This is a genomic window from Brevundimonas sp. AVps23W (genome assembly GCF_058681395.1).
Map to the genome: position 1 here is coordinate 3,182,440 of NZ_CM178738.1, position 20,969 is coordinate 3,203,408.

General features: G+C 66.0%; 16 protein-coding genes. 6 read left to right on the forward strand and 10 right to left on the reverse strand.

All coding sequences use genetic code 11. From position 1 onward, the window contains the following. Nucleotides 1-3: 3 nt before the first annotated feature. Genes ACW177_RS15455 through ACW177_RS15470 form a run of 4 tightly spaced genes read right to left on the reverse strand, consistent with a single transcriptional unit; the run spans nt 4 to nt 3,207 of the window. Complete coding sequence (locus tag ACW177_RS15455) at nt 4-525, reverse strand: chemotaxis protein CheW (protein ID WP_492026557.1); 522 nt, start codon at nt 523-525, stop codon at nt 4-6. Further along, nucleotides 522-2,537: a chemotaxis protein CheA gene (locus ACW177_RS15460; RefSeq protein ID WP_492026558.1), complete on the reverse strand. Its 2,016-nt coding sequence runs from the start codon at nt 2,535-2,537 to the stop codon at nt 522-524. Before ACW177_RS15460 ends, ACW177_RS15455 begins: the two co-directional genes overlap by 4 nt. Beyond that, the gene (locus ACW177_RS15465; protein ID WP_492026559.1) at nt 2,534-2,902 is read right to left on the reverse strand and encodes a response regulator; all 369 of its coding nucleotides are present in this window, start codon (nt 2,900-2,902) and stop codon (nt 2,534-2,536) included. Before ACW177_RS15465 ends, ACW177_RS15460 begins: the two co-directional genes overlap by 4 nt. Further along, nucleotides 2,899-3,207 (reverse strand): STAS domain-containing protein, encoded by a 309-nt coding sequence (locus ACW177_RS15470; RefSeq protein ID WP_492026560.1) that lies wholly within the window; start codon nt 3,205-3,207, stop codon nt 2,899-2,901. Before ACW177_RS15470 ends, ACW177_RS15465 begins: the two co-directional genes overlap by 4 nt. A gap of 211 nt (nt 3,208-3,418) precedes the next feature. Between ACW177_RS15470 and ACW177_RS15475 the strand changes: the two genes are divergently transcribed. Next, a complete protein-coding gene (locus ACW177_RS15475) occupies nt 3,419-5,356 on the forward strand; it encodes a response regulator (protein ID WP_492026561.1) in 1,938 nt (645 codons plus the stop codon). Nucleotides 5,357-5,374: 18 nt separating this feature from the next. Here ACW177_RS15475 and ACW177_RS15480 read toward each other — a convergent pair whose 3' ends face one another. The 3 genes from ACW177_RS15480 to ACW177_RS15490 form a co-directional block, all read right to left on the reverse strand. Further along, nucleotides 5,375-6,364, reverse strand: a complete 990-nt coding sequence (locus ACW177_RS15480; protein WP_492026562.1) for an alpha/beta hydrolase — start codon at nt 6,362-6,364, stop codon at nt 5,375-5,377. A gap of 50 nt (nt 6,365-6,414) precedes the next feature. Next, the gene (locus tag ACW177_RS15485; RefSeq protein ID WP_492026563.1) at nt 6,415-7,701 is read right to left on the reverse strand and encodes an MFS transporter; all 1,287 of its coding nucleotides are present in this window, start codon (nt 7,699-7,701) and stop codon (nt 6,415-6,417) included. Nucleotides 7,702-7,787: 86 nt separating this feature from the next. Then, nucleotides 7,788-8,627: a 2-keto-4-pentenoate hydratase gene (locus tag ACW177_RS15490; protein ID WP_492026564.1), complete on the reverse strand. Its 840-nt coding sequence runs from the start codon at nt 8,625-8,627 to the stop codon at nt 7,788-7,790. A gap of 169 nt (nt 8,628-8,796) precedes the next feature. Here ACW177_RS15490 and ACW177_RS15495 point away from each other — a divergent pair, with 169 nt between their 5' ends. Next, nucleotides 8,797-9,849, forward strand: a complete 1,053-nt coding sequence (locus ACW177_RS15495; protein WP_492026565.1) for a LacI family DNA-binding transcriptional regulator — start codon at nt 8,797-8,799, stop codon at nt 9,847-9,849. Nucleotides 9,850-9,905: 56 nt separating this feature from the next. On the opposite strand, the gene ACW177_RS15500 is transcribed toward ACW177_RS15495, so the two are convergent. Continuing rightward, the gene (locus ACW177_RS15500) at nt 9,906-10,568 is read right to left on the reverse strand and encodes an RpiB/LacA/LacB family sugar-phosphate isomerase (protein WP_492026566.1); all 663 of its coding nucleotides are present in this window, start codon (nt 10,566-10,568) and stop codon (nt 9,906-9,908) included. Nucleotides 10,569-10,780: 212 nt separating this feature from the next. Here ACW177_RS15500 and kduD point away from each other — a divergent pair, with 212 nt between their 5' ends. The 3 genes from kduD to ACW177_RS15515 all read left to right on the forward strand — a co-directional run bounded on the left by kduD (nt 10,781) and on the right by ACW177_RS15515 (nt 14,636). After that, a complete protein-coding gene (gene kduD / locus ACW177_RS15505; protein WP_066551825.1) occupies nt 10,781-11,539 on the forward strand; it encodes a 2-dehydro-3-deoxy-D-gluconate 5-dehydrogenase KduD in 759 nt (252 codons plus the stop codon). Nucleotides 11,540-11,735: 196 nt separating this feature from the next. Then, the gene (locus ACW177_RS15510; RefSeq protein ID WP_492026567.1) at nt 11,736-12,779 is read left to right on the forward strand and encodes a PfkB family carbohydrate kinase; all 1,044 of its coding nucleotides are present in this window, start codon (nt 11,736-11,738) and stop codon (nt 12,777-12,779) included. 204 nt (nt 12,780-12,983) lie between these two features. Continuing rightward, nucleotides 12,984-14,636 carry a pectate lyase gene (locus ACW177_RS15515; protein WP_492026568.1) on the forward strand — a complete coding sequence of 551 codons (1,653 nt, stop codon included), beginning with the start codon at nt 12,984-12,986 and terminating at the stop codon, nt 14,634-14,636. Between the two features lie 2 nt (nt 14,637-14,638). On the opposite strand, the gene ACW177_RS15520 is transcribed toward ACW177_RS15515, so the two are convergent. Next, nucleotides 14,639-16,138 carry a UxaA family hydrolase gene (locus ACW177_RS15520; RefSeq protein WP_492026569.1) on the reverse strand — a complete coding sequence of 500 codons (1,500 nt, stop codon included), beginning with the start codon at nt 16,136-16,138 and terminating at the stop codon, nt 14,639-14,641. A gap of 100 nt (nt 16,139-16,238) precedes the next feature. Beyond that, nucleotides 16,239-17,840, reverse strand: coding sequence for a carboxylesterase/lipase family protein (locus tag ACW177_RS15525; protein WP_492026570.1), 1,602 nt, complete (start codon nt 17,838-17,840; stop codon nt 16,239-16,241). 258 nt (nt 17,841-18,098) lie between these two features. Between ACW177_RS15525 and ACW177_RS15530 the strand changes: the two genes are divergently transcribed. After that, on the forward strand, nt 18,099-20,954 hold the full coding sequence (locus ACW177_RS15530) for a TonB-dependent receptor (RefSeq protein ID WP_492026571.1): 2,856 nt from the start codon (nt 18,099-18,101) through the stop codon (nt 20,952-20,954). Nucleotides 20,955-20,969 lie beyond the last annotated feature (15 nt).

Here is a 20,969-nt window from a genome sequence, read left to right on the forward strand (position 1 = left end):
CGGTCAATGACGCGTGGCGGACGCGGCGGTTTGTCGGGCGTCCTGGTGTTGGTTGAAGATGGTCTGGAGGTCGGGGACGACGATGAACTCGCCGCCTCGTTTCACCAGGCATTGGATGAACTCAGGCCGCCAGCGCATGCCGACGCTGGGCGGCGCCTCGGAGTCGGCGCGGGCCAGGCTGGTGACCTCGTGAACCTTGTCGGTGCGCAGACCGATCAGGGTCGGTTCGCCGGACAGTTCGATCTCAATGACCACGATCCGGCTGTCGATGGTGGGATCGCCGCGCTCCAGGCCGAAGGCCACGCGCAGATCCGCCAGCGGGATGACCTTGCCGCGGAAGTTGATCACCGAACCGGCGAAGGCGCCGGCGCCGGGCACCGCCGTCTCGGGCGTCAGGTCCATGATCTCCTGCACGGCGACGGCGTGCAGGGCGAACAGTTCGCCGTTCAGCTCGAAGGTCAGAACCTCGACCTGTTCGGCGCCGGTCCAGCCGGGGGCGGTGGCGAGTTCGGTCTGGGTGCTCATATGGCCTCGCGCATCTGCGCCTCCTGCTGCTGGCCCTTGGCGACCAGGTGTCCGACGTCCAGGATCAGGGCCACGCCGCCGTCGCCCAGGATGGTGGCGCCCGAGAAGGTGGGCAGGCCGGAATGGAGCTTGGACATCGACTTGATCACCGTCTGGTGGTCGCCGATGATCTGATCGACGACCAGGCCGATCCGCTCGGTCCCGGTCGAGACGACCACGACCTTCTGGTGCAGTTCGGGCGGGGTGCCGGTCTCGAACATTTCGCGCAGGCGCAGATAGGGCACCAGGCTGTTGCGCAGCGAGATGAAGCTGCGGCCACGCGAGCGCATGTCCTCGTCCAGCGACAGCTCCAGGCATTCCTCGACGGCGCCCAGGGGTATGACGTAGCGGCCCTGGCCGACGCGGACCAGCAGGCCGTCGATGATGGCCAGGGTCAGCGGGATGCGCAGCGACACCTCCGATCCCTCGCCCATGCGGCTGGTGATGTCGATGGAGCCGCGCAGGCTTTCGATGGTGCGTTTGACCACATCCATGCCGACGCCGCGGCCGGACAGATTGGTCACCGCCGCCGCCGTGGAGAAGCCGGGGTGGAAGATCAGCTGCAGCAGGTCATGGTCGCTCAGGACCGCGCCCGGTTCGACCAGACCCTGGGCCTCGGCCTTGGCGCGGACGCCGTCGCGGTTGATGCCCCGGCCGTCGTCGCGGATGGTGATGACCACCTCGCCGCCCGACTGATGGGCCGACAGACGGATGCGGCCCGTGGCGGGCTTGCCGGCGGCGGCCCGATCCTCGGCCGTCTCCAGCCCGTGATCCGCCGCGTTGCGGATCAGGTGGACCAGGGGGTCGGCCAGGCGTTCGATGACGGTCTTGTCGATCTCGGTGGTCTCGCCGTCGGTCGACAGCTCGATGACCTTGCCGGTCTCGCGCGCCAGGTCGTGGACCAGGCGACGGAACCGACCGAACAGGGTCGCGACCGGCACCATGCGCAGCACCATCATGGTGTCGCGCAGTTCGCCCGACAGCCGCTCGATCTCTTCCGACACGGCGCGCAGGGCGGTGTCGGTTCCGGAGTTGGAGATCTGGCTGAGGCGCGACTGGGCGATGACCAGTTCGCCGACCCGGTCCATCAGTTCGTCCAGGCGATCGGCGGGCACGCGCACGCTCTCGGCCGCCTTGGCCGTCTTGGCGGCGCCGGCCTCGACCGGATCATTGGCGACCGCCGCAGCCGAGACCGGGGCCGGGTTCGAGACCGGGGCCGGGGCCGCAGCGACGGGCGGCGAAACAGAAGCGGCAGCGGACTCTACGGAGGCGGGCGAAGCCTCGTCCAGCCCCTCGTCCAGCGCCTCTATCGACAGGTTCATCTCGTCGATGACGAAGATGAAGACGTCCTCAATGGCCCCACGTCCCTGATCCGTAGTCAGGGTCACGTCCCAGGCCAGATAATGGTCGGTGGGCTCGATCTGGCTCAGCGGCGGCACGCGCGAGGCGTCGGCGACGACGCGCGCCTCGCCCAGGTCGCGCAGCTCGCCCAGCAGGGCCAGGGGATTGGCTCCGTTCTTGAAGGCGTTGGCCGGCAGATCGAACTTGATCCGCCAGGTCGTCAGGCCGGGCGTCACGACGGCGGGCGGCCCCGCGCCGTCCGCCTCTTGCACGGCCCGCTCCAGATCGGCCAGCAGGACGTCGCCCGCCGCGCCGTGATCGCCCGACGGGTCCTCCATCAGCTGACGCATATGATCCCGCGCCGCCAGAACGGCCGAGACCAGATCGGTCGTCGCCGCCACCTCGCCCTTGCGGACCCGGTCGAAGGCCGTCTCGCAATGGTGGGTGAAGCCGGCCAGGGCGTCGAAGCCGAACATGGCCCCGGAGCCCTTCAGGGTATGAAGTCCGCGGAAGACGGCGTCGACCAGGTCGCGATCTTCGGGTCGGTCCAGCAGGTCCAGCAGTCCCTGCTCGATCAGCTCCAGATTCTCCCGCGCCTCCACCTGGAAGACGGCGATGGCTTCGTCACTCATCTGCCCAGCACCTTCTTGGCGACGCGCACCAGTTGATCGGGATCGAAAGGTTTGGTCAGCCAGCCCGTGGCTCCGGCGGCCTTGGCGCGCGCCTTGAAGCCTTCGTCGGATTCCGTGGTCAGGAAGACGATCGGCACGCCCATCTGGTCGGGCATCCGGCGCATCTCCTCGATCATGGTCAGGCCGTCCATGACCGGCATGTTGAGGTCGGTGATGATCAGGTCGAAGGCGCTGGCCTTGGCCTTCTCGATCCCCTCGGCGCCATTGACCGCCTCGGACACCGAATAGCCGGCGTTCGTCAGCGCGATCTTCAGCGCAACGCGGATGCTGGGCGAGTCATCGACCGTGAGAATCGAGGCCGTCATTGGGCGGATCCTTCGTGAAACCAGAACTGGAGATCGTCTGAGGCGGCCTCGGTCAGGAAGCCGGCCGCGTCGAGGACGGGCTTGAAACCGGTTACAGGACGCTCAAGAACCAGGGTCTTGCCGACAGCCCGCGCCTGACGCCGGGCGGACTCGATCAGCTGCAAACCACACAGATCAACAGCCTGATCATCCGACAGATCAAGACTGATCGTGTCGTCTTCTTCAAAGGCGTCCAGAATAGACTGACGGAGGACAGCGGCGTTCTTCACCACCAGCGCAGCGTCGATCGACAAACGTTTACTCATGCCCCGTCCTTAAAAGCGCGGCCTACTGCCACACGTCATAGGAACCATGTTTGATGAACGCGGTTAAATTGACCTCAAGGGGCTTATAGGCAATTTTACTTATAGTTTCAGCTATGTAACCAGTTAGCAATGCAAGAATCTTGCTTAACCTACACTTCACTATGCTCAGCCCACACTCCTCGGTCACAGGAGACGAAACGGGGGTTTCGAAGTGATCGACTCAGGCGTTCAGGCTGACGACGCTCGACAAGAGGCCGTTCAGGACGGTTTGCCGTACGAGGGCGACCGGTTTCATGCGCAGATCGCTGACGCCTCCCCCGCCTATATCTGGCTGCTGGACCCGCAAGGCCGGATCGTCCACGTCAATCCGGCCGCGCGTCGCTTTCAGCCGAAGGCGCCGCCTCCCTATACGATGGCCTGGCGCGACGCCTGGCCCGCCGACTGTCGCTTCTCGATCGAGCGGGGCGTGCAAGAAGCGCAGGCCGGTCGGGCGTTCGCCTTCCGGACACGTTTCGCCACGGACGACTCGGATGCGGTCTATCTGAACACCACGGTCAGCGCCGTACATAACGAGGCCGGCCGCATCGTGCGTCTTCTGGTCAAGGCGGAGGATGTGACGGCCGAGACGGAATCCGCCGCCTTCCTGAACACCGTCATCGACGTGCTGCCGCTGGCGCTTACCGTCAAGGACGCACGGTCAGGCCGCTATATTCTGGCCAATCGCGCGGCTGAGAAACTGTTTGGGAAGTTCGAAGGCCTGGCCGGTTTGCAGGCCGCCGAGGTGCTGCCGCCGGCCTTCGCCGAATGGGCGGCCGACGCCACGCCTGGCCTGGGTTCCCTGTCGGCGGTGTACGAGGCGCCCGCCCCGAACGGAGTGCGATATCTATCCGCCACCAAGGTCGCCACCTACGACGACGAAGGCGTTCGCCATCTCATCGGCCTGACCGAAGACATCACCCAGAAGCATCGCGACGCCGACGCCCTTCGAGTCGCGCTCGACGAAGCCGAACAGGCCAATCAGGCTCGCAGCGCCTTTGTCAGCAACATAAGTCACGAAATCCGTACGCCGTTGAACGGCGTCATCGCCGGCGCGGATCTGCTCGCCACCCGATCCGGCACGCCCGAAATTCAGGAGGTGACGGCGATGATCCGATCCTCCGCCGCCGCGCTTCAGGACCGTTTCCAAGAGCTTCTCGCCGTCGCCCACCTGGATGGAGACGCGGGGCCGGCACAGATCGAGACCTGCAAGTTCGAGGATCTGATCGAACGTCTTGTCGAACCCCACCGCGCCCCCGCCGTAGCCAAGGGGATAAAGATCGTCGTGACGACTTCGCCGGATCTTCCCTCGACCTTCACGGGGGACGCCGCCGCCCTGGGAAGGGTGTTGACGCCGCTGCTCAACAACGCCGTCAAGTTTACGCGGGAGGGAGAAGTCCGGCTGGCTGTCGGACCACGTCTGGACGGCGGCCTTCGCTTTGTCTGCATCGACACCGGTGTTGGTTTCGATCCCGCAATGAAGGACGCCATGTTCACCGCCTTCCGTCAGCAGGACGACGCCCTTACCCGCCGGTTCGGCGGCATGGGACTGGGCTTGTCCCTCGCGCAGGAAGCCGCCCGCGCCTTGGGAGGCGTGATCGACGCCGCCCCGCGAGAGGCGGGAGGCTCGATCTTCTGGCTGGACCTTCCGCCCCCTGACGCCGCCAAGGACGCCGCCCCAGCCCCGGCCGGACGGTGGCGGATCCTGGTTGTCGACGACCATCCAACCAACCGTCGGATCCTCGAAATGATGCTCGAAACAAGCGCGGACATCACGACCGCCGAAGACGGCGTCGAAGCGCTGGAGGCCGCGCAACGCGAACGTTTCGACGTGATCCTGATGGATATCCAGATGCCCCGCATGGACGGGATTACTGCGGTCGCGCGTATCCGTCAGGTGGAACGCGAGACGGGCCAGGCCCCCGTTCCCATCATCATGTTGACCGCCAACACCCAGCCGGAACATGTCGCCGCGTCCCGCGAGGCTGGCGCAGACCGCCACGTGGGCAAGCCCTTCACCCTGTCCTTGCTGCTCGGCGAGATACAGGCCGTGCTGACCCCGACCGGGGCGGAGCCGGACCTTGCCCCGAATGCGCCGGCGGCCTTCGCCTAGCAAAATCTGGTTGCGAGGTCAGAGCGGGACATCAAGCCGCTGGGCCCAGGCGCGGACCAGGTCGGGCCAGGCGGCGGCGGGGCGGCCTCGGATAAGCCTGACGCCGAATCCGTGCCCGCCTTCCTGGAACAGGTGCGCCTCGGTCGGGACATTGGCGGCCTTGAGGGCGGACAGCAGTTGAAAGCTGTTCTCCACCGGCACCACCCCATCGTCGATGGCGTGAAGCAGAAAGACCGGGGCCGCTCCGGTCCAGTCCATCTGCTCGAGTGAATAGGCGGCGATCCGCTCGGCCGAGGGCGCGTCGCCCAGAAGGTGTTGGCGCGACCCCGCGTGCACGAACGGGTCCGCCATGGTGGCCACGGGATACATCAGCACCGTCAGGTCCGGCCGCAGGGAGACCGTATCGGCGGCGTCGACGGGATCATAGGTCGCATCCGTCCGTGCACTGATCAGGCCCGCCAAATGCCCCCCGGCTGAGGCGCCGAGCACGCCGATCTTGCGAGGGTTCAAGCCGTAATCGGCCGCGCGGCTGCGGATCAGGCGCAGTGCCCGCTGTGCATCCTGAAGAGGCGCATCGGCCCCGGCCTTCCAGCCGTCCGCCGGCAGACGATAGCGCAGGACAAAACAGGTCGTGCCCGAGGTGGCGAAGACGCGGGCGACGTCATAGCCTTCCTTGTCCAGCACCGCCCAGCGATACCCGCCGCCGGGGATCAGCAGCAGGGCGGATCCATTGGGCCGCTCGGGCCGGAAGACGGTCAGGATCGGGTCCGTCGTGTACTGGGCGTACCGGTCATGAAAGGCCGGGTCGGTCGAACGCTCCGGCACGATGGGGATGACAGACACCCCCTCCCCGCCCGGCGCGCCGCCCAGCGCCACGTCCGGCCAGAGTCGGATGGTTTCGGTGGGATCGGGCGGCGCCATCGCCGCCTGTCGAGCCAGAGCGGGCCGCGCCAGGCCGGTCGCCGACATCACGGCGGCCAGTCCCAGCAGGTTTCTACGTTCGATCATGTCACCGCCCCCGTGAAGGCAGCGGCCGGGTCATCCGGCCGCTTGCTGGATCAGACCTTGGCGGGCGCGTATTTCGGCGACAGCAGGTGAATGACCAGCAGGGCGATCAGATACGCCGACGCCGCCACGACGAAGATGGGCGTATAGGTGCCGATCTTCTCCAGGACGTAGCCGGCGTATTTGGCCATCGCCATGCCGCCTATGGCGCCCAGCATACCGCCGATGCCGACGACCGACCCCACGGCCGAGCGCGGGAAGACGTCGCCCGGCAAGGCGTAGAGGTTGGCCGAGAAGCCTTGGTGCGCCGCCGTCGCCAGACCGATGATGCCCACCGCGACCCACAGGTTTGACGCCATGGCGGCGAAGGCCACCGGAACGGCGCACAGGGCGCAGATCAGCATGGTGATCTTGCGCGCGCTGTTGACGTCCATGCCTCGGTGCATGAAGCGCGAGGACAGCCAACCGCCCCCGACCGAACCGACATCCGACATCAGATAGATGACGACGATCGGCGGGCCGAAGGTCTTCAGGTCCAGCCCATAGGTCTTGCCCAGGAAGTCCGGCAGCCAGAACAGGAACATCCACCAGATCGGGTCGATCAGGAACTTGCCCAGCGCATAAGCCCAGGTCTCCTTGACCGTCAGAAGCCGGGTCCATTTGACCTTCTCGACCACATCGGCCGGGTCCTGCTCGATATAGGCCAGTTCGGTCGCCGACAGGTTCTTCTGCTCGCGGGGACGACGATAGACCAGCAGCCAGATCGGCAGCCAGATCAGCCCCAGCAAACCGGTGATGACGAAGGCCATCTGCCAACCGAAGGCCAGCACCAGGCCGGGCACGATCAACGGCGTGACGATGGCGCCGATATTGGTCCCGGCGTTGAACAGGCCGGTGGCCAGGGCCCGTTCCTTCTTGGGGAACCACTCCGCAACCGCCTTGATACTGCCGGGGAACCCACCGGCCTCGCCCGCGCCCAGCACAGCCCGAGCCATGATGAAATGGGTCAAGTCGCGGGCGCCGGCATGAAGAATATGGCCGATCTGCCAGATGCCGAAGGCCACGCCCAGACCCCAGCGGGCCCCGGCCTTGTCCATGATCCGGCCCCACAACAGGTAGAAGACGGCGTAGGAGGCCTGGAACCAGAAGACGATGTCGGCATAGTCCGTCTCAGACCAGCCGAACTCCGCCGAAAGGGTCGGCTTGAGGAAGCCGATCATCTGCCGGTCGACGTAGTTGATAACCATGGCGGCGAACAGAAGCCACATGATCACCCACCGGTACTTGCCCGGCGAAGGCGCCTTTATCTTGATCGGACCTGCGCTCGACGCGTCAGTCATGTCTCTTACCCGTTCCTGATGTTCCTCGGCGCGCCCCGTTTTCTTGTTCGACCTCGAGGGCGAACGGGTTCTGCGCCAGATGATGATTACTTCGCTTTGGCCCTCACGACCGAACACTGGAGTTCAGCGATACCTTTGAAGACGCATACGGCCTGATCGCCCGCGTGAACCCGGTGAACCCCGGTGACGGCGCCGGTCGAGACCAGCATCCCCGCCGTCAGCGGTCGGCCCCAGCGCGCACAGTGTTCCAGCAGGAACCGCACGGATTCCAGCGCCCCGCCCTCAAGCGACGGCGAACCGCCCACGCCGACGCTGGCGCCGTTGATGAAGGTCTCGACCTGGATCACATCCAGTGTATCGCGCCAGTCTTCGAGCTCTGGCCCCACCACCAGTCCGCCGTTGTTGCCGAAGTCCGAGGCCACCACGGCTGAGCCCAGGTCGTTGATCGCCGACAGGGGACTGCCGGCCAACTCGACGCCGATGAAGACCTTGTCGATCACGGCCCGGGCCTCGTCGATGGTCCATTCGGTCTTGGCGGGATCCACGTCCGTCCCGATCCGGGCGATGAATTCGGCTTCGACAGCGGCGAATCCGCCTTCGATTTCAGGAAGGGGCGTGGCCGTGTCGGCTGTCGCGGGCCAGACATTGGCGGCGAAGATGGCCCCGGCCAGCCGATGCACGCCCAGATTCGGTCGTTGGGCCGGCGGCACGCCTCCGACCTTCCAGCCCACGACCGTATCGGAAGCCAGCCCGATGGCGATGTCCTGAATGGCGTAGGATTCGGCCATGGTCTGGGGAATGCGGCCTGGATAATCGGGCGTGCAGCGCCGCGCCAGGCGCGCCGAGACGAACTGCTGCGCGATCGCCGTCGCTTCGGCGGTCTGGTCGTCGGCAGGGCCGGACGTTGTGACGGGCGTCGCGCTCATGCTGCGCGGCTCGCGGATTGGGGGATGGAAGTCAAAGCCGTCGCCTCTTGAACAAGCTTCGATAAGAACCATGAAGGAAACCGGTGTCAATCCGGTTTAGAACAGGCCCATGGCGTCGGACGCGAGTCGCGGCTATGGCTGGGGCTCGATAAGAAGAAGGAGCCGGACATTGGCTCAAGACGATCCGCGCGCCGGCAAGCCGGGAAAGCGGGCCACCATCAATGACGTCGCGCGCGAGGCCAAGGTCTCCAAGAAGACGGTCTCGCGGGTCATCAACCAATCGCCCTTCGTGAAGGCGGACACGCGCGAACGCGTCAACGCCGTCATCAAGGAACTGGGCTTCACCCCCGATCCCCAGGCGCGCGGGCTGGCTTTTCGGCGTTCGTTCCTGATCGGCCTGATCTACGACAATCCCAGTCCGACCTATGTGGTCAACATGCAGCAGGGGGTTCTGGACGCCCTGAAGGGTTCGGGCCTGGAACTGGTCGTCCATCCCTGCAACCGCAATTCGCCGACCCTGCTGGAAGACATCCGCGGCTTCGTCGAGCGCCAGCGCCTGTACGGCGTCATCATGCCCCCCTCGGTGTCCGAGGACGAACGGGTCATCGATCTGCTGCGCGAACTGGACTGCCCCTATGTCCGCATCGCCTCGGTGGCTCTGGACGAGCCCGAGGTCATGGTGGTGACGAACGACGGCGTCGGCGCGGCTGAAGCGGCCAATCATATGGCGGACCTGGGCCACAGCCGCATCGGCCTGGTGCGCGGGCCGGACCTGTTCCGCTCCTCGGCGGTTCGCGGCAAGGGGTTCGTCGACGCCCTGGCCGAACGCGGCATTCCGCTGGACCCGAGCCTCGACTTCAAGGGCGCCTATACGTTCGAATCGGGGGTGGAGGCCGGCCACGCCCTTCTCTCCCTGGCCACACCGCCCAGCGCCATCTTCGCCCTGAACGACGACATGGCCATCGGCGTCATGCAGGCGGCGCGCGAGCGGGGGCTGGAACTGCCGCGCGACCTTTCGGTGGTGGGTTTCGATGACCTGCCGATGGCGGCGCGCGTCTGGCCGAACCTGACGTCGGTCCGGCTTCCGATTCGCGACATGGGACGAATGGCGGCCGAAAAGCTTCTGGCGCCCCTGCGCGGCGTCGATCCGGCCGAGTTGCAGCAGCAGGAGGTTCGCCCGGCGCTTGTTACGCGCAAGTCGGCGATCCCCCTGACTGACTGATCGACCTGCCAAGCGGCGTTCCGCGCGATCTCACACGCAGAACGCCCCTTGGTCGATCAGACCGTTTCGAGCGCCGGCGCGGTGCTGACGACACTCTTCAGATAGTCGCGAATGCCCTCGTCCGTCGCATTGGCGAAGAAGTATTCGGAGAAGCGCTCGCCCGCCACGGCGGCCTTGAGCAGGTCCTGGTCCATGGTCTTCAGAACCGTCAGCATGTCCTTGCAGGTCACCGCCTTCAGATCCTTCAGCACGCCGCGGTTCTTGCGCATGATCTCGGCGCGTTCCCGCGGATAGCCCAGGCCGCGCTCGCCTTCGAACAGCTTGCGATAGACGTCTTGCAGGTTCAGTTCGGCCGCCCAGCCGAAGCCCTTGGCATAGGGCATGGAGATCGCGTTGCCGTCGTTGATCTGGCCGAACAGGAAGGCGTCGGTCGGATCGATGACCAGGCCGCAGAACACGCCCGGCATGCTGTTGCAGGCCAGCATGGAGCCCATGCCGGTTCCGCAGCCGGTGACGACGAAATCGGCGGCGCCCGAGTTCAGCAGAATTCCGGTCAGCAGGCCGTTCATGACATAGGTCAGGGACGCCTTGTCCTCAGCCGCGTACATTCCATAGTGGAATACCTGGTGGCCCATGGGTTCAGCGACGGCGGTCAGAGCGGCGTGCACCGTCTCGCTCTTTGCGGCCTGGCTGTTTTCGATGATGAGCGCGATCTTCATGGGGGGGGGGGATCCTTTTGGGGCGATGACGGGCGCTGCCGACCCTATCGACAACGGCTGGTTTTCCGGATGCGACGAAGCGCTGAAGCCGAGAGCCTGTGTTTTCAGTTATGGTCTAAGCGTTTGCATCGGTATATGACACCGGTTACCAACGCAGACAAGCCGGCTCCGTTCCGGCGCCTGAAATAGATCTGAGAGGAAACGTGCCTGTCATGAGCAACCCATTCGACCTGACCGGCAAGGTCGCCCTGGTCACCGGCGGCAATGTGGGCCTGGGGCAAGGCATCGCCCTGGCCCTGGCCGAGGCCGGCGCCGACATCGTCTCGGTCGCCCTGTCGGATTCCGACGACACCGTCGCCAAGGTTCAGGCCATGGGCCGTCGCGCCCACGCGATCAGCGCCGACCTGACCTCGATCGAACCGGTCGAGCGCGTAGTGCAGGAAGCCTTGGCCGCCATGGGCCGGATCGACATCCTGGTGAACAACGCCGGTCTGATCCGTCGCGCCGACGCGGTGGACTTCACCGAGGCCGACTGGGACCTGGTGATGAACATCAATCTGAAGACCGTCTTCTTCATGAGCCAGGCGGTCGCCCGTCTGTTCATCAAGCAAGGCGACGGCGGCAAGATCATCAACATCGCCTCCATGCTGTCCTTCCAGGGCGGCATCAGGGTGCCCTCCTATACGGCGTCCAAGTCGGGCGTCGCCGGCCTGACCAAGCTGATGGCCAACGAATGGGCCCCGCACCGCATCACCGCCAACGCCATCGCCCCCGGCTATTTCGCCACCGCCAACACCCAGGCCCTGCGCGAGGATCCGGTCCGTTCGGCCGAGATCCTGGGCCGTATCCCGGCCGGGCGTTGGGGCGAGCCGTCGGACCTGGGCGGCGCCGCCGTCTTCCTGGCCAGCCGGGCCTCGGACTATGTCCAGGGCGCCATCCTGCCGGTCGACGGCGGCTGGCAGGCGCGCTGACGCCCCTCATCTCCGTCATCCTCGGGCTTGTCCCGAGGATCCAGACTCCCGGTTTCAACATCGGCGCACCCTGCGGGACGCACCGGGAGTCTGGATCCTCGCCACAAGGGCGAGGATGACGGCGAAATATCGAAGGCGTTCGCCATCACATCGCTTTCAGGCACAGTGCCGTTCCGATCCCGCTGCGGTTAGTCTCATGTCCCAGAACGCCTCCTCCAACCGCATCCTCTGCTTCGGCGAGATGCTGCTGCGGCTCTCGCCGAACCAGAACGAGCTCCTGCTCCAGTCCCCCGCCCTGACCGTCCGTCCGGCGGGGGCCGAGGCGAACGTCGCCGTGTCCCTGGCCCAGTTCGGCGCCCCGACCGCCCTCGCGACCGTGCTGGCCGACAACGCCCTGGGCCGCGCGGCGCGGGACGAGGTCCGCAAACACGGCGTCGACACCTCGCCCGTGGCGTTCCGGCCGGGTCGGATGGGCCTGTATTTCCTCACCCCGGGCGCCGTTCGTCGCCCGTCCGAGGTTCTGTATGACCGCGCCGGCTCGGCCTTTGTCGAACACGTCCACACCGCCTTCGACTGGGACCAGCTGCTAGACGGGGTCGAATGGCTGCACGCCTCGGGCGTGACCCCGGCGACCGGCCCGAACGGCTCAGCCGCCGCCGTCGCCCTGATCGAGGCCGCCGTGCGCCGGGGGGTCAAGGTCAGCTATGACGGCAACTTCCGCGGCAAGCTGTGGGACCAGTGGGACGGCGATCCGCCGACCACCCTGGGCCGGATGCTGGCCGGCGCCACCGTCGCCTTCGCCGACGACCGCGACTTCGCCCTGGTGCTGAAGACCAAGTTCGACGATCCCGATCCGGCCGTGCGTCGTCGTCAGGCCGCCCAGGCCGCCTTCACCGCCTTCCCCCGCCTGCAACGCATCGCCTGCACCCTGCGCGTCCAGGACAGCGTCGCCGACCAGGCCCTGTCCGCCGTCATGCTGACCCGCAGCCCAGACGGCGTGATCGAGACCCAGGCCGAGGCGATCCAGTTGGCCGGCGTCGTGGACCGCGTCGGCGGCGGCGACGCCTTCGCCTCCGGCGTTCTGTTCGGCCTTTGGAGCGGGTGGCCCGACCAGCAGGCGCTGGACTTCGGCCTGGCCGCCGCCGGCCTGAAACACTCGGTTCCCGGCGATTTCAACCTGTTCTCCGCAGACGACGTCAAAGCCGCCATGCAGCACGAAGGTTTCGATATCCGACGATAGAAGCTGGAGAATATCTCCAGGGTTTCTCCAGCTATTGTCCAGTTAAGGCGCGGCTTCTCCATGCCCTCAAGGCAGGGCAAGGTCGTTGACGGGGCCCGTCACCGATCCATTCCCATCGGGGCTAGGAAACCGGTGTCAATCATGCTTCAGTCATCGCTCGAAACGGTCGCCAAGAGCCGTTCGAGAGGTCACCCAGGAGTTCCCATGCCCGCACCGTCCATGAACCGTCGCGCCCTGCTGGCCGCCGGCGCCGCCGCCACCTTCGTCGCCGCCTCGGCCCCTGCCCTGCCCGCCGGCGCCCAGGCCTCGCCCGAACGCGCGGCTATCCTGGACGCCATGAAACGCGCCGCCCGCTTCATGACCGAAGAGGCCGCCGTGCAAGGCGGTTACGTCTGGCAGTACCTGCCCGACTTCTCGCGCCGCTGGGGAGAGCTGGAAGCCAATCCGACCATGATCTGGGTCCAGCCGCCAGGCACAGCCACCATGGGCCACCTCTACCTGGACGCCTATCACGCCACCGGCGACACCTTCTATTACGAGGCCGCCAAGTCCGCGGCCGACGCCCTGATCCGGGGCCAGCACCCGACCGGCGGCTGGAACTATGTCATCGACACCGCCGGCGAGGAGTCGCTGAAACAGTGGTACGCCACGGTCGCCGCCAACGCCTGGCGGCTTGAGGAATTCCACCACTACTACGGCAACGCCACCTTCGACGACGCCGGCACGGCCGAGGCGTCGCAACTGCTGCTGCGGGTCTATCTGGAAAAGAAGGACCGCAAATATCGGGCGCCGCTGAACCAGGCGATCCGCTTCGTTCTGGACAGCCAGTACGCCAACGGCGGCTGGCCCCAGCGCTATCCCTTCGTCGAAAACGGCGGCCTGCACGGGCACGCCGACTACACCCCCTACATCACCTTCAACGACGATGTGGCGGGCGAGAACCTGGAGTTCCTGATCTACGCCTATCACGGCCTGGCGCGGAACGGTCGGGGCGACGCCAGGGTGCTGGACGCCATCCACCGCGGCATGGACATCTTCGTGAAGACCCAACAGCCGCAGCCACAACCGGCCTGGGGCCTGCAACATTTCCCCGACACGCTGAAACCCGCCGGCGCCCGCACCATCGAGCCCCAGGCCTTCGTCACCCATGCGACAGGCACGAACATCAAGTCGATGCTGGGCTTCTACCGCCTGACCGGGGACCGCAAATATCTGGCCCGCCTGCCCGAGGCCATGGACTGGCTGGACCAGGTCGCGGCCAAGCCGCCGCTGAACACGCCGGGCCGGACGCATCCGACCTTCATTCTCGAGGGCGCCAACACCCCGATCTATATCCACCGGCGCGGCTCCAACATCGCCAACGGCCAGTATTACGCCGACGACAATCCGACCAATCTGATCGTCCACTACGGTTCGTTCCGCAACGTGGACACCCCAGCCCTGCGCGCCGAATATGCACGCCTGTCGGCCCTGTCGGTCGAAGAGGCGACCCAAGGCTCGCCGCTGAAGGCACGCCCCGGTTCTCTGAGCCTGCCGAGATATTTCACGCTGCAGGACGTGGATGTCTGGGACATGTCCAGCGATGCGCGGCGCCTGAGCCGTCCCCACGCCAACCGCGCGGCCGAGGTGATGGCGGGCCTGAATTCGCGCGGCTACTGGTCCACGCCGCTGACCACGACCTCCAACCCCTACAAGGGGCCGTCGCCCACAGCGGTGACCGGCGGCGAGTATCAGATGACCCGCGTCGGCGACCTGTGGGACACCTCGCCCTATCAGACCGACTTCCCGGTCGAGGGGGTCTCGACCGCCGTCTTCATCCGCAACATGGGCGACCTGATCGAGGCTCTGGGCGCGTAAGCCTAGAGATAGGCCCCCACCTGCCAGGGCACGAACTCATTGTCGCCGATGCCCAAAACCTCGGACTTCGACGGTTCGCCCGAGGCGACGTCGAGCATCTTCTGGAAGATGGCCGCGCCGACCTCGGCCAGACTGGTCCCGGTCAGGACGGGCGAGGCGTCGATGTCCATATCCTCGTCCATCCAGTTGGCCAGTTTGGCGTTGGAGGCGACCTTGATCGAAGGCGCCGGCTTGGCGCCGAAGACCGAGCCCCGGCCTGTCGTGAAGACGATCAGATTGGCGCCCGAGGCGATCTGGCCCGTCGCCGAGCAAGGATCGTAGCCAGGGCTGTCCATGAAGCTGAGCCCCTTGACCCTCAGCGGCTCGGCATAGCCGATCACATCGTTCAGCGGCGTGGCCCCCGACTTGGCCACAGCGCCCAACGACTTCTCCAATATGGTTGTCAGCCCGCCCTTCAGATTGCCGGGCGACGGGTTGTTATTCAGTTCCATCTGATGCCGCTCGGCATAGTCACGCCACCAGGCCAGACGCGCATTCAGCCTGTCCGCCACGGCCTGCGACGCCGCGCGCCGCAGCAACAGATGTTCCGCGCCCCAGATTTCCGGCGTCTCGGACAACATGGCCGAACCGCCGTGCGCCACCAGCAGATCCACCGCCGCGCCCAGAGCCGGATTGGCCGTGACGCCGGACCAGCCGTCCGATCCGCCGCACTGCAAGCCCACCGTCAGGTGAGACGCGGACACCGGCTGGCGCTGAACCTTGGCGGCTTCGACGACCAGATCACGAACGATCCCTATTCCGGCCTCGATGGCGCGCGCCGTGCCGCCGGCCTCCTGTATGGTCAGGGCGCGGAGGTGCGGCCCCGCCTCCAGACCTTCGTTGGCCAGCCAGGCGGGGATCTGATTGGCTTCGCAGCCCAGGCCGACAATCAGGATGGAGTGAAAATTCGGATGACGGGCGTAGCCGGCCAGGGTCCGCTGCAACAGGGTCACGTCGCTGCTGAGCGAAGAGCCGCCGCAACCGCCCTGGTGGGTGAAGGCCACGACCCCATCGACGCCTTCGGGCAGGCTTGAATCCGGAAAGGCGTCGGCGATGCGTCGCGCGACCGTGGCCGAACAGTTCACGCTGGTCAGGACGCCCACATAGTTGCGGGTTCCGATCCGCCCTTCCGGTCGGACAATGCCGTTAAAGGTCGCGCCGGACAGCGGCGCCGGCGGCCGTAGATCGGCCCCGACCTCGGCCTCGCGCCCATCCTCGGCCATGGCCAGGTTGTGGACATGGACGTGATCCCCGGCGACGATGGCGGCCTTGGCGCGGCCGATGACCTGGCCATAGCGGCGGACGAGCCCACCCGCCTCCACCGCATGGCGCGCGATCTTATGCCCGGTGGCGATGTCCGCACGCGCGGGCCCGTCCAAACCCTCGGGCGCGTCCCCGGTCGCGATGTCGTCCAGGGCGATGGCGACGTCGTCGGCGGGGTTCAGGATCAGGACGCGGCTCACGACTGCACTCCATCATCTCGTTCATGGCGATGTGATGAGTTCGCGTCGCTTTTCATCACGTAGGCAGGGACTTCACTATCCAATCCGAAGGCCAAGACACTCAGGTTCCGGGTTGGATATAGGGGATGGCTGAAAAGAACCGGCGTTCATCGCCCCGCGGATCGTCGGTCATTTGCGAGGTCACATCGAACAGCATCGTCTGGCGGCGCGGCAGCGCGTAGCGGTCCCAACGCGGCAGGCCGGGGTGATTGGGATCGCCGTCTCGGGCCAGGGCGACAAAGGCCTTGCGCAGGGCGTCCGACACGGTCTGGGCGCCGGGGCCGTTAACGCGGGACTCGGGCGAGGCGACATTGTCGAACACCAAGGGAATGTCGGCCGTGTGGAAGGCGCCCTTGCGGCCTGACGGCATCGTGCCCGGATAGTCGAGTTGGTAGACCCAGGCGGGCGCGCCGGCGCGGGCCCGTTCTTCCGCCTCGATCACCGCGCCTCGCCACGAGCGTCCGGCGGTGGTCGCGGCGATCAGCACCTGGTCCGGCGACCAGTCGGGGTGCATGGCGCGATAGCCGGCGATCACCGCCTCGGGCGTGATGTCGATCCGCATGACGCCGGGCGTCAGCCGCGCAGCCAGGGTGTCCCAGGTCAGGCCGACGTTCCTGGGGTCGTCGCCCATGAAGCCGAGGGTTTCCTCACGCGTATTGCCGATGATCATGGGGATCGAACGCCCCTGGGGCGCGGCGTCGGGATAGAAGGGGTGACGGGACAGGGTGCGGAAATCGAGCACCGGGCCAAAATACAGGCCGCCGAAGCCCAGGATCGGGTCTTCTGCGGTCTGGGCCTCCAGCAGTCGTTCGATCGGCATAGTCGCCGCTTCCGCTGCGCGGTCCGGCGTCAGGCCCAGCGCCTTCAGCCAGGTCGTGGCGCGGGTCGTGGCGTTGATCGGGCCGGAGGCCGTAACCTGCTGGCCGCTCATGGTCGCGGCGCGGTGGAACAGCCCCTGGGCCGCCGGCGTGGCCATCAAGGTGGCGATCTTGGCCCCGCCGCCAGACTGGCCGAACAGCATCACCCGGTCGGGGTCGCCCCCGAAGGCTGCGATATTGTCCCTGATCCAGCGCAGGGCGAGGATCAGGTCCAGTTGCCCGACATTGCCCGAATCCTCAAACCCCGGCGCCAACCGCGCCAGATAGGCGTAGCCGAAGACATTGAGCCGATGGTTCAGCGTCACCACCACCACGTCGCTGTGCTCGGCCAAACGCGAGCCATCGTAGAGGGGGTGACTGCCCGAGCCGGTCGCATAGGCGCCGCCGTGGATATAGACCATGACCGGTCGTCGCCCGGCGTCGGGAGCCTGGGTCCAGACATTGAGGAACAGACAGTCTTCGCTCTGGTTCGATTCACTGCCGCGCTGCGGACTGGCTGCGCCGAAGGTGGTGGCGGGCGCTGGGTCGCGCCACGGCGTCGGCGGCTCAGGCGGCTGGAATCGTTTCGTCGGCGCGCCGTATCTCAGGCCCTTGAAGACGCTGATCGCCTGCTGACGAACCCCGACGATCGGGCCGGTCGTCGTCAGGACGCGCGGGTCGCCTCTTCTGGACGCGCCTAAGACGGCGCTGGGCAGAGCCGCAGCCATCAGACCTGTCGCCAGGGCTGCACGGCGGCTGACGACGGGCGGTCGCGCCTTGGTCTCGACCTCATGGGCTTGGGTCATTTCGCCTCCTGTCCTCGCCGGCAGTCTGTCGCGCCGGTCGCCATGCGCTTCTGTTTCAGGCCACCCGCCGAATATAACCGGCTGAACACCTGTCGCCTTGTTCTTGCCACAGGCTAGAAACTGTGTGTACAACCTCTATGACACCGGTGGCAGTGATCTGGCAAACCAGAACTGACACCGGTGTCGCCCGCCAGCAGCGGGCGGTGAAACGGGGGCGATCCGAATCCCTGAACGCCAGACCTGGGAGGAGATTTGAAAATGAACCAACGCCATAAATTCGTGCGTCGCGCACTGACGACCACCGCATCGCTGGGCGCTTTGACCCTGGCTGTCATGGCGCATGACGCCGCAGCCCAGACCGCCCAACCGGCCCAACCTGAAGCCGACGACGCCGCAGAAGTGGGTGAGATCGTCGTCACCGGCTTCCGCGCCAGTCTGCAGAACGCCCTGAACATTAAAAGACGCGAGGCCGGCGTTGTCGATGCGATTTCCGCCGAGGACATCGCCGACTTCCCCGACACCAACCTGGCGGAGTCGATCCAGCGTATTCCCGGCGTCTCGATCGACCGGGACGCGGGCGAGGGGCGCAGCCTGACGGTACGCGGTTTGAGCTCTGAATTTACCCGCACCCGCATCAACGGCATCGAGGCTCAGGCCTCGACCGGCGCGACCGACTCATCGGGCGGCGTGAACCGCGGCAGGGGCTTTGACTTCAACGTCTTCGCCTCTGAGTTGTTCAACAACATCACCGTGCGCAAGACCTCGTCGGCCGAGATCGAGGAGGGATCTCTGGGCGCCACTGTGGACCTGAGGACCAGCCGTCCGTTCGACAAGATGGGCTTCCAGGGCGCGATCTCGGGCCAGTACGGCTATAATGATCTGTCGGAAGACTGGAGCCCCCGCTTCGCCGCCCTGGTCTCCAACACCTGGGCCGACGACCAGCTTGGGGCTCTGTTCTCCATCGCCTACAGCGAGCGCGACAGCCTTGAAGAGGGGTTCAGCTCGGTGCGCTGGGGACCAGCCAGCGCCGATGGCGGTTTCCAGAACGGCATTGTGTTGCCCAGCGCCGCGACGACCTACCACCCGCGCATCCCGCGCTACGGCAGCCTGGAGCACAGCCAGGAACGTCTGGGCGCGACTTTGTCGTTGCAGGCGCGTCCGGGTAACGGGCCGACCCTGTTCACGATGGACATGCTGTACTCGAAGCTGGATTCGACGCGCACCGAGAATTTCCTCCAGGCCTGGTCGCTCAGCCGCGGCGCTGATCAGGGCGGCAAGCCCCAGGTCGATATCGTCGATTTCGAGATCGATCCTGACACCGGCGAGATGATCTACGCCCGTCTCGACGACATGGATATCCGCAGCGAGTCGCGGTTCGACGTGCTGGAGACCGAATTCAAGCAGATGACCTTTGCGGTCGAGCATGAGTTTTCGGATCGCCTGCGCTTCAACGGCCTGGTCGGTCGCGCCGAGTCAAGCTTCGGCAATCCGGTGCAGGTCAGCGCCATCATCGATCGCCAGAACGTCGACGGCTATTCCTACGACTTCCGCGAAAACCGCAATCTGCCGGCCATCAACTGGGGCTTCGACGTCACCGATCCAGCTCAATGGTCGATCGTCGGCCCCACGGGCGCCCAGCCCCGTTCGGAGCTGCGCTCCAGCTCCAACTTCCAGGAGAACGTCTATACGACCGGCGAGGCCAACCTGGAGTTCGAGCTGACCGACAGCCTGACGCTGAAGGCCGGCGTCAGCCGCAAGGAGTATGAGTCGAGCAGCCGCGCCTTCGCGCGCCTGACCAACGGCGCCCCGGCCCTGCCGGCCGGTGTATCGATGGCGGACGTCACCAATCTTCTGGAAGGCTTCGGCAACAATCTGGATCTGCCCGCCGGTTCGGCCACCTCCTGGATTCGCCCGGATCTGGGCGCGCTTCAGGACGTCTGGGATTACCAGTGCAACTGCAACACCGGGGTCGCGGGCGGCGACTTCCGGCTGATCGGCCTGAACGGTAACACCTCGACCTACGGCAACTGGCGCGACGTGACGGAAAAGGACACCGGCGCTTTCGTCCAGGCGGACTGGGACACGGAGATCATGGGTCTGCCGTTCCGCGGCAATGTGGGCGTTCGTCAGGTCAAGACCGAGGTCGAGGCCCTGGGCTATTCGAACGTCGGCGGCGTGGCGACCCCGGTGACGGGCGTCAACGAGTATGAAGACACCCTGCCGTCGCTGAACCTCGCCGTCGAACCGATGGATAATCTGATCGTCCGGTTCGGCGCGGCCAAGGTGATGTCGCGGCCGCCGGTCACCAGCCTGGTGCCAGTCTTCACGCTGAGCGCCGTCGGCGCGGCCAGCAACACGGCCTCGCTAGGTAATGTCGAACTGGAGCCTTACCGCGCCAAGACCTACGACCTGTCGGTCGAATATTATTTCGCGCCCGAAGCCCTGCTGTCCTTCGCCTATTTTTACAAGGACATCTCGACCTTCGTGCAAACGGCGCAGCAACCTCTGACCTATGCCGAATTGACGGCGCTGAATCCCGTTGCCTTCCCTGCGGGGGCGCGCGACGCGGCTCTCCCGTTCGCATTTACCACCCCCACCAACACAGAGGGTGGGCCGCTGAAGGGTTTCGAGATCAGCTATCAGCAGACCTTTAGCTTCCTACCTGGTCCGTTCTCGAACCTCGGCACGCTGCTGAACTACACCCACGTCGAGTCCGAGATCGACTACTGCACGACACCCGCCTGCACCGTCATTGTTCCTGCGGACCTGATCAACCTGTCGCCGGAAGCCTGGAACGCCACGCTCTACTATGACGATGGCAAGTTGAACGCTCGGATTTCCGCCGCCTATCGCGACGCCTACTACCAGAACATCCCCGGCTCGAACGGCGCCACCGGCCTGATCCCCTTCCAAGGCAAGTCGGAAACGACGACGATCGACGCCTCGGCCTCCTATAACCTCACCGACAATCTGAGCTTCTCGGTGGAAGGGCTGAACCTGACGGACGAGGAGAACCGCCAGAACCACGGCGATCTCGGCGGCTCGCGCGACAGCACCTATGTCTATCATCACACCGGCCGTCAGCTCTATGTGGGCGCGCGGTACCGGTTCTGATCGCGAGGGCGCCGT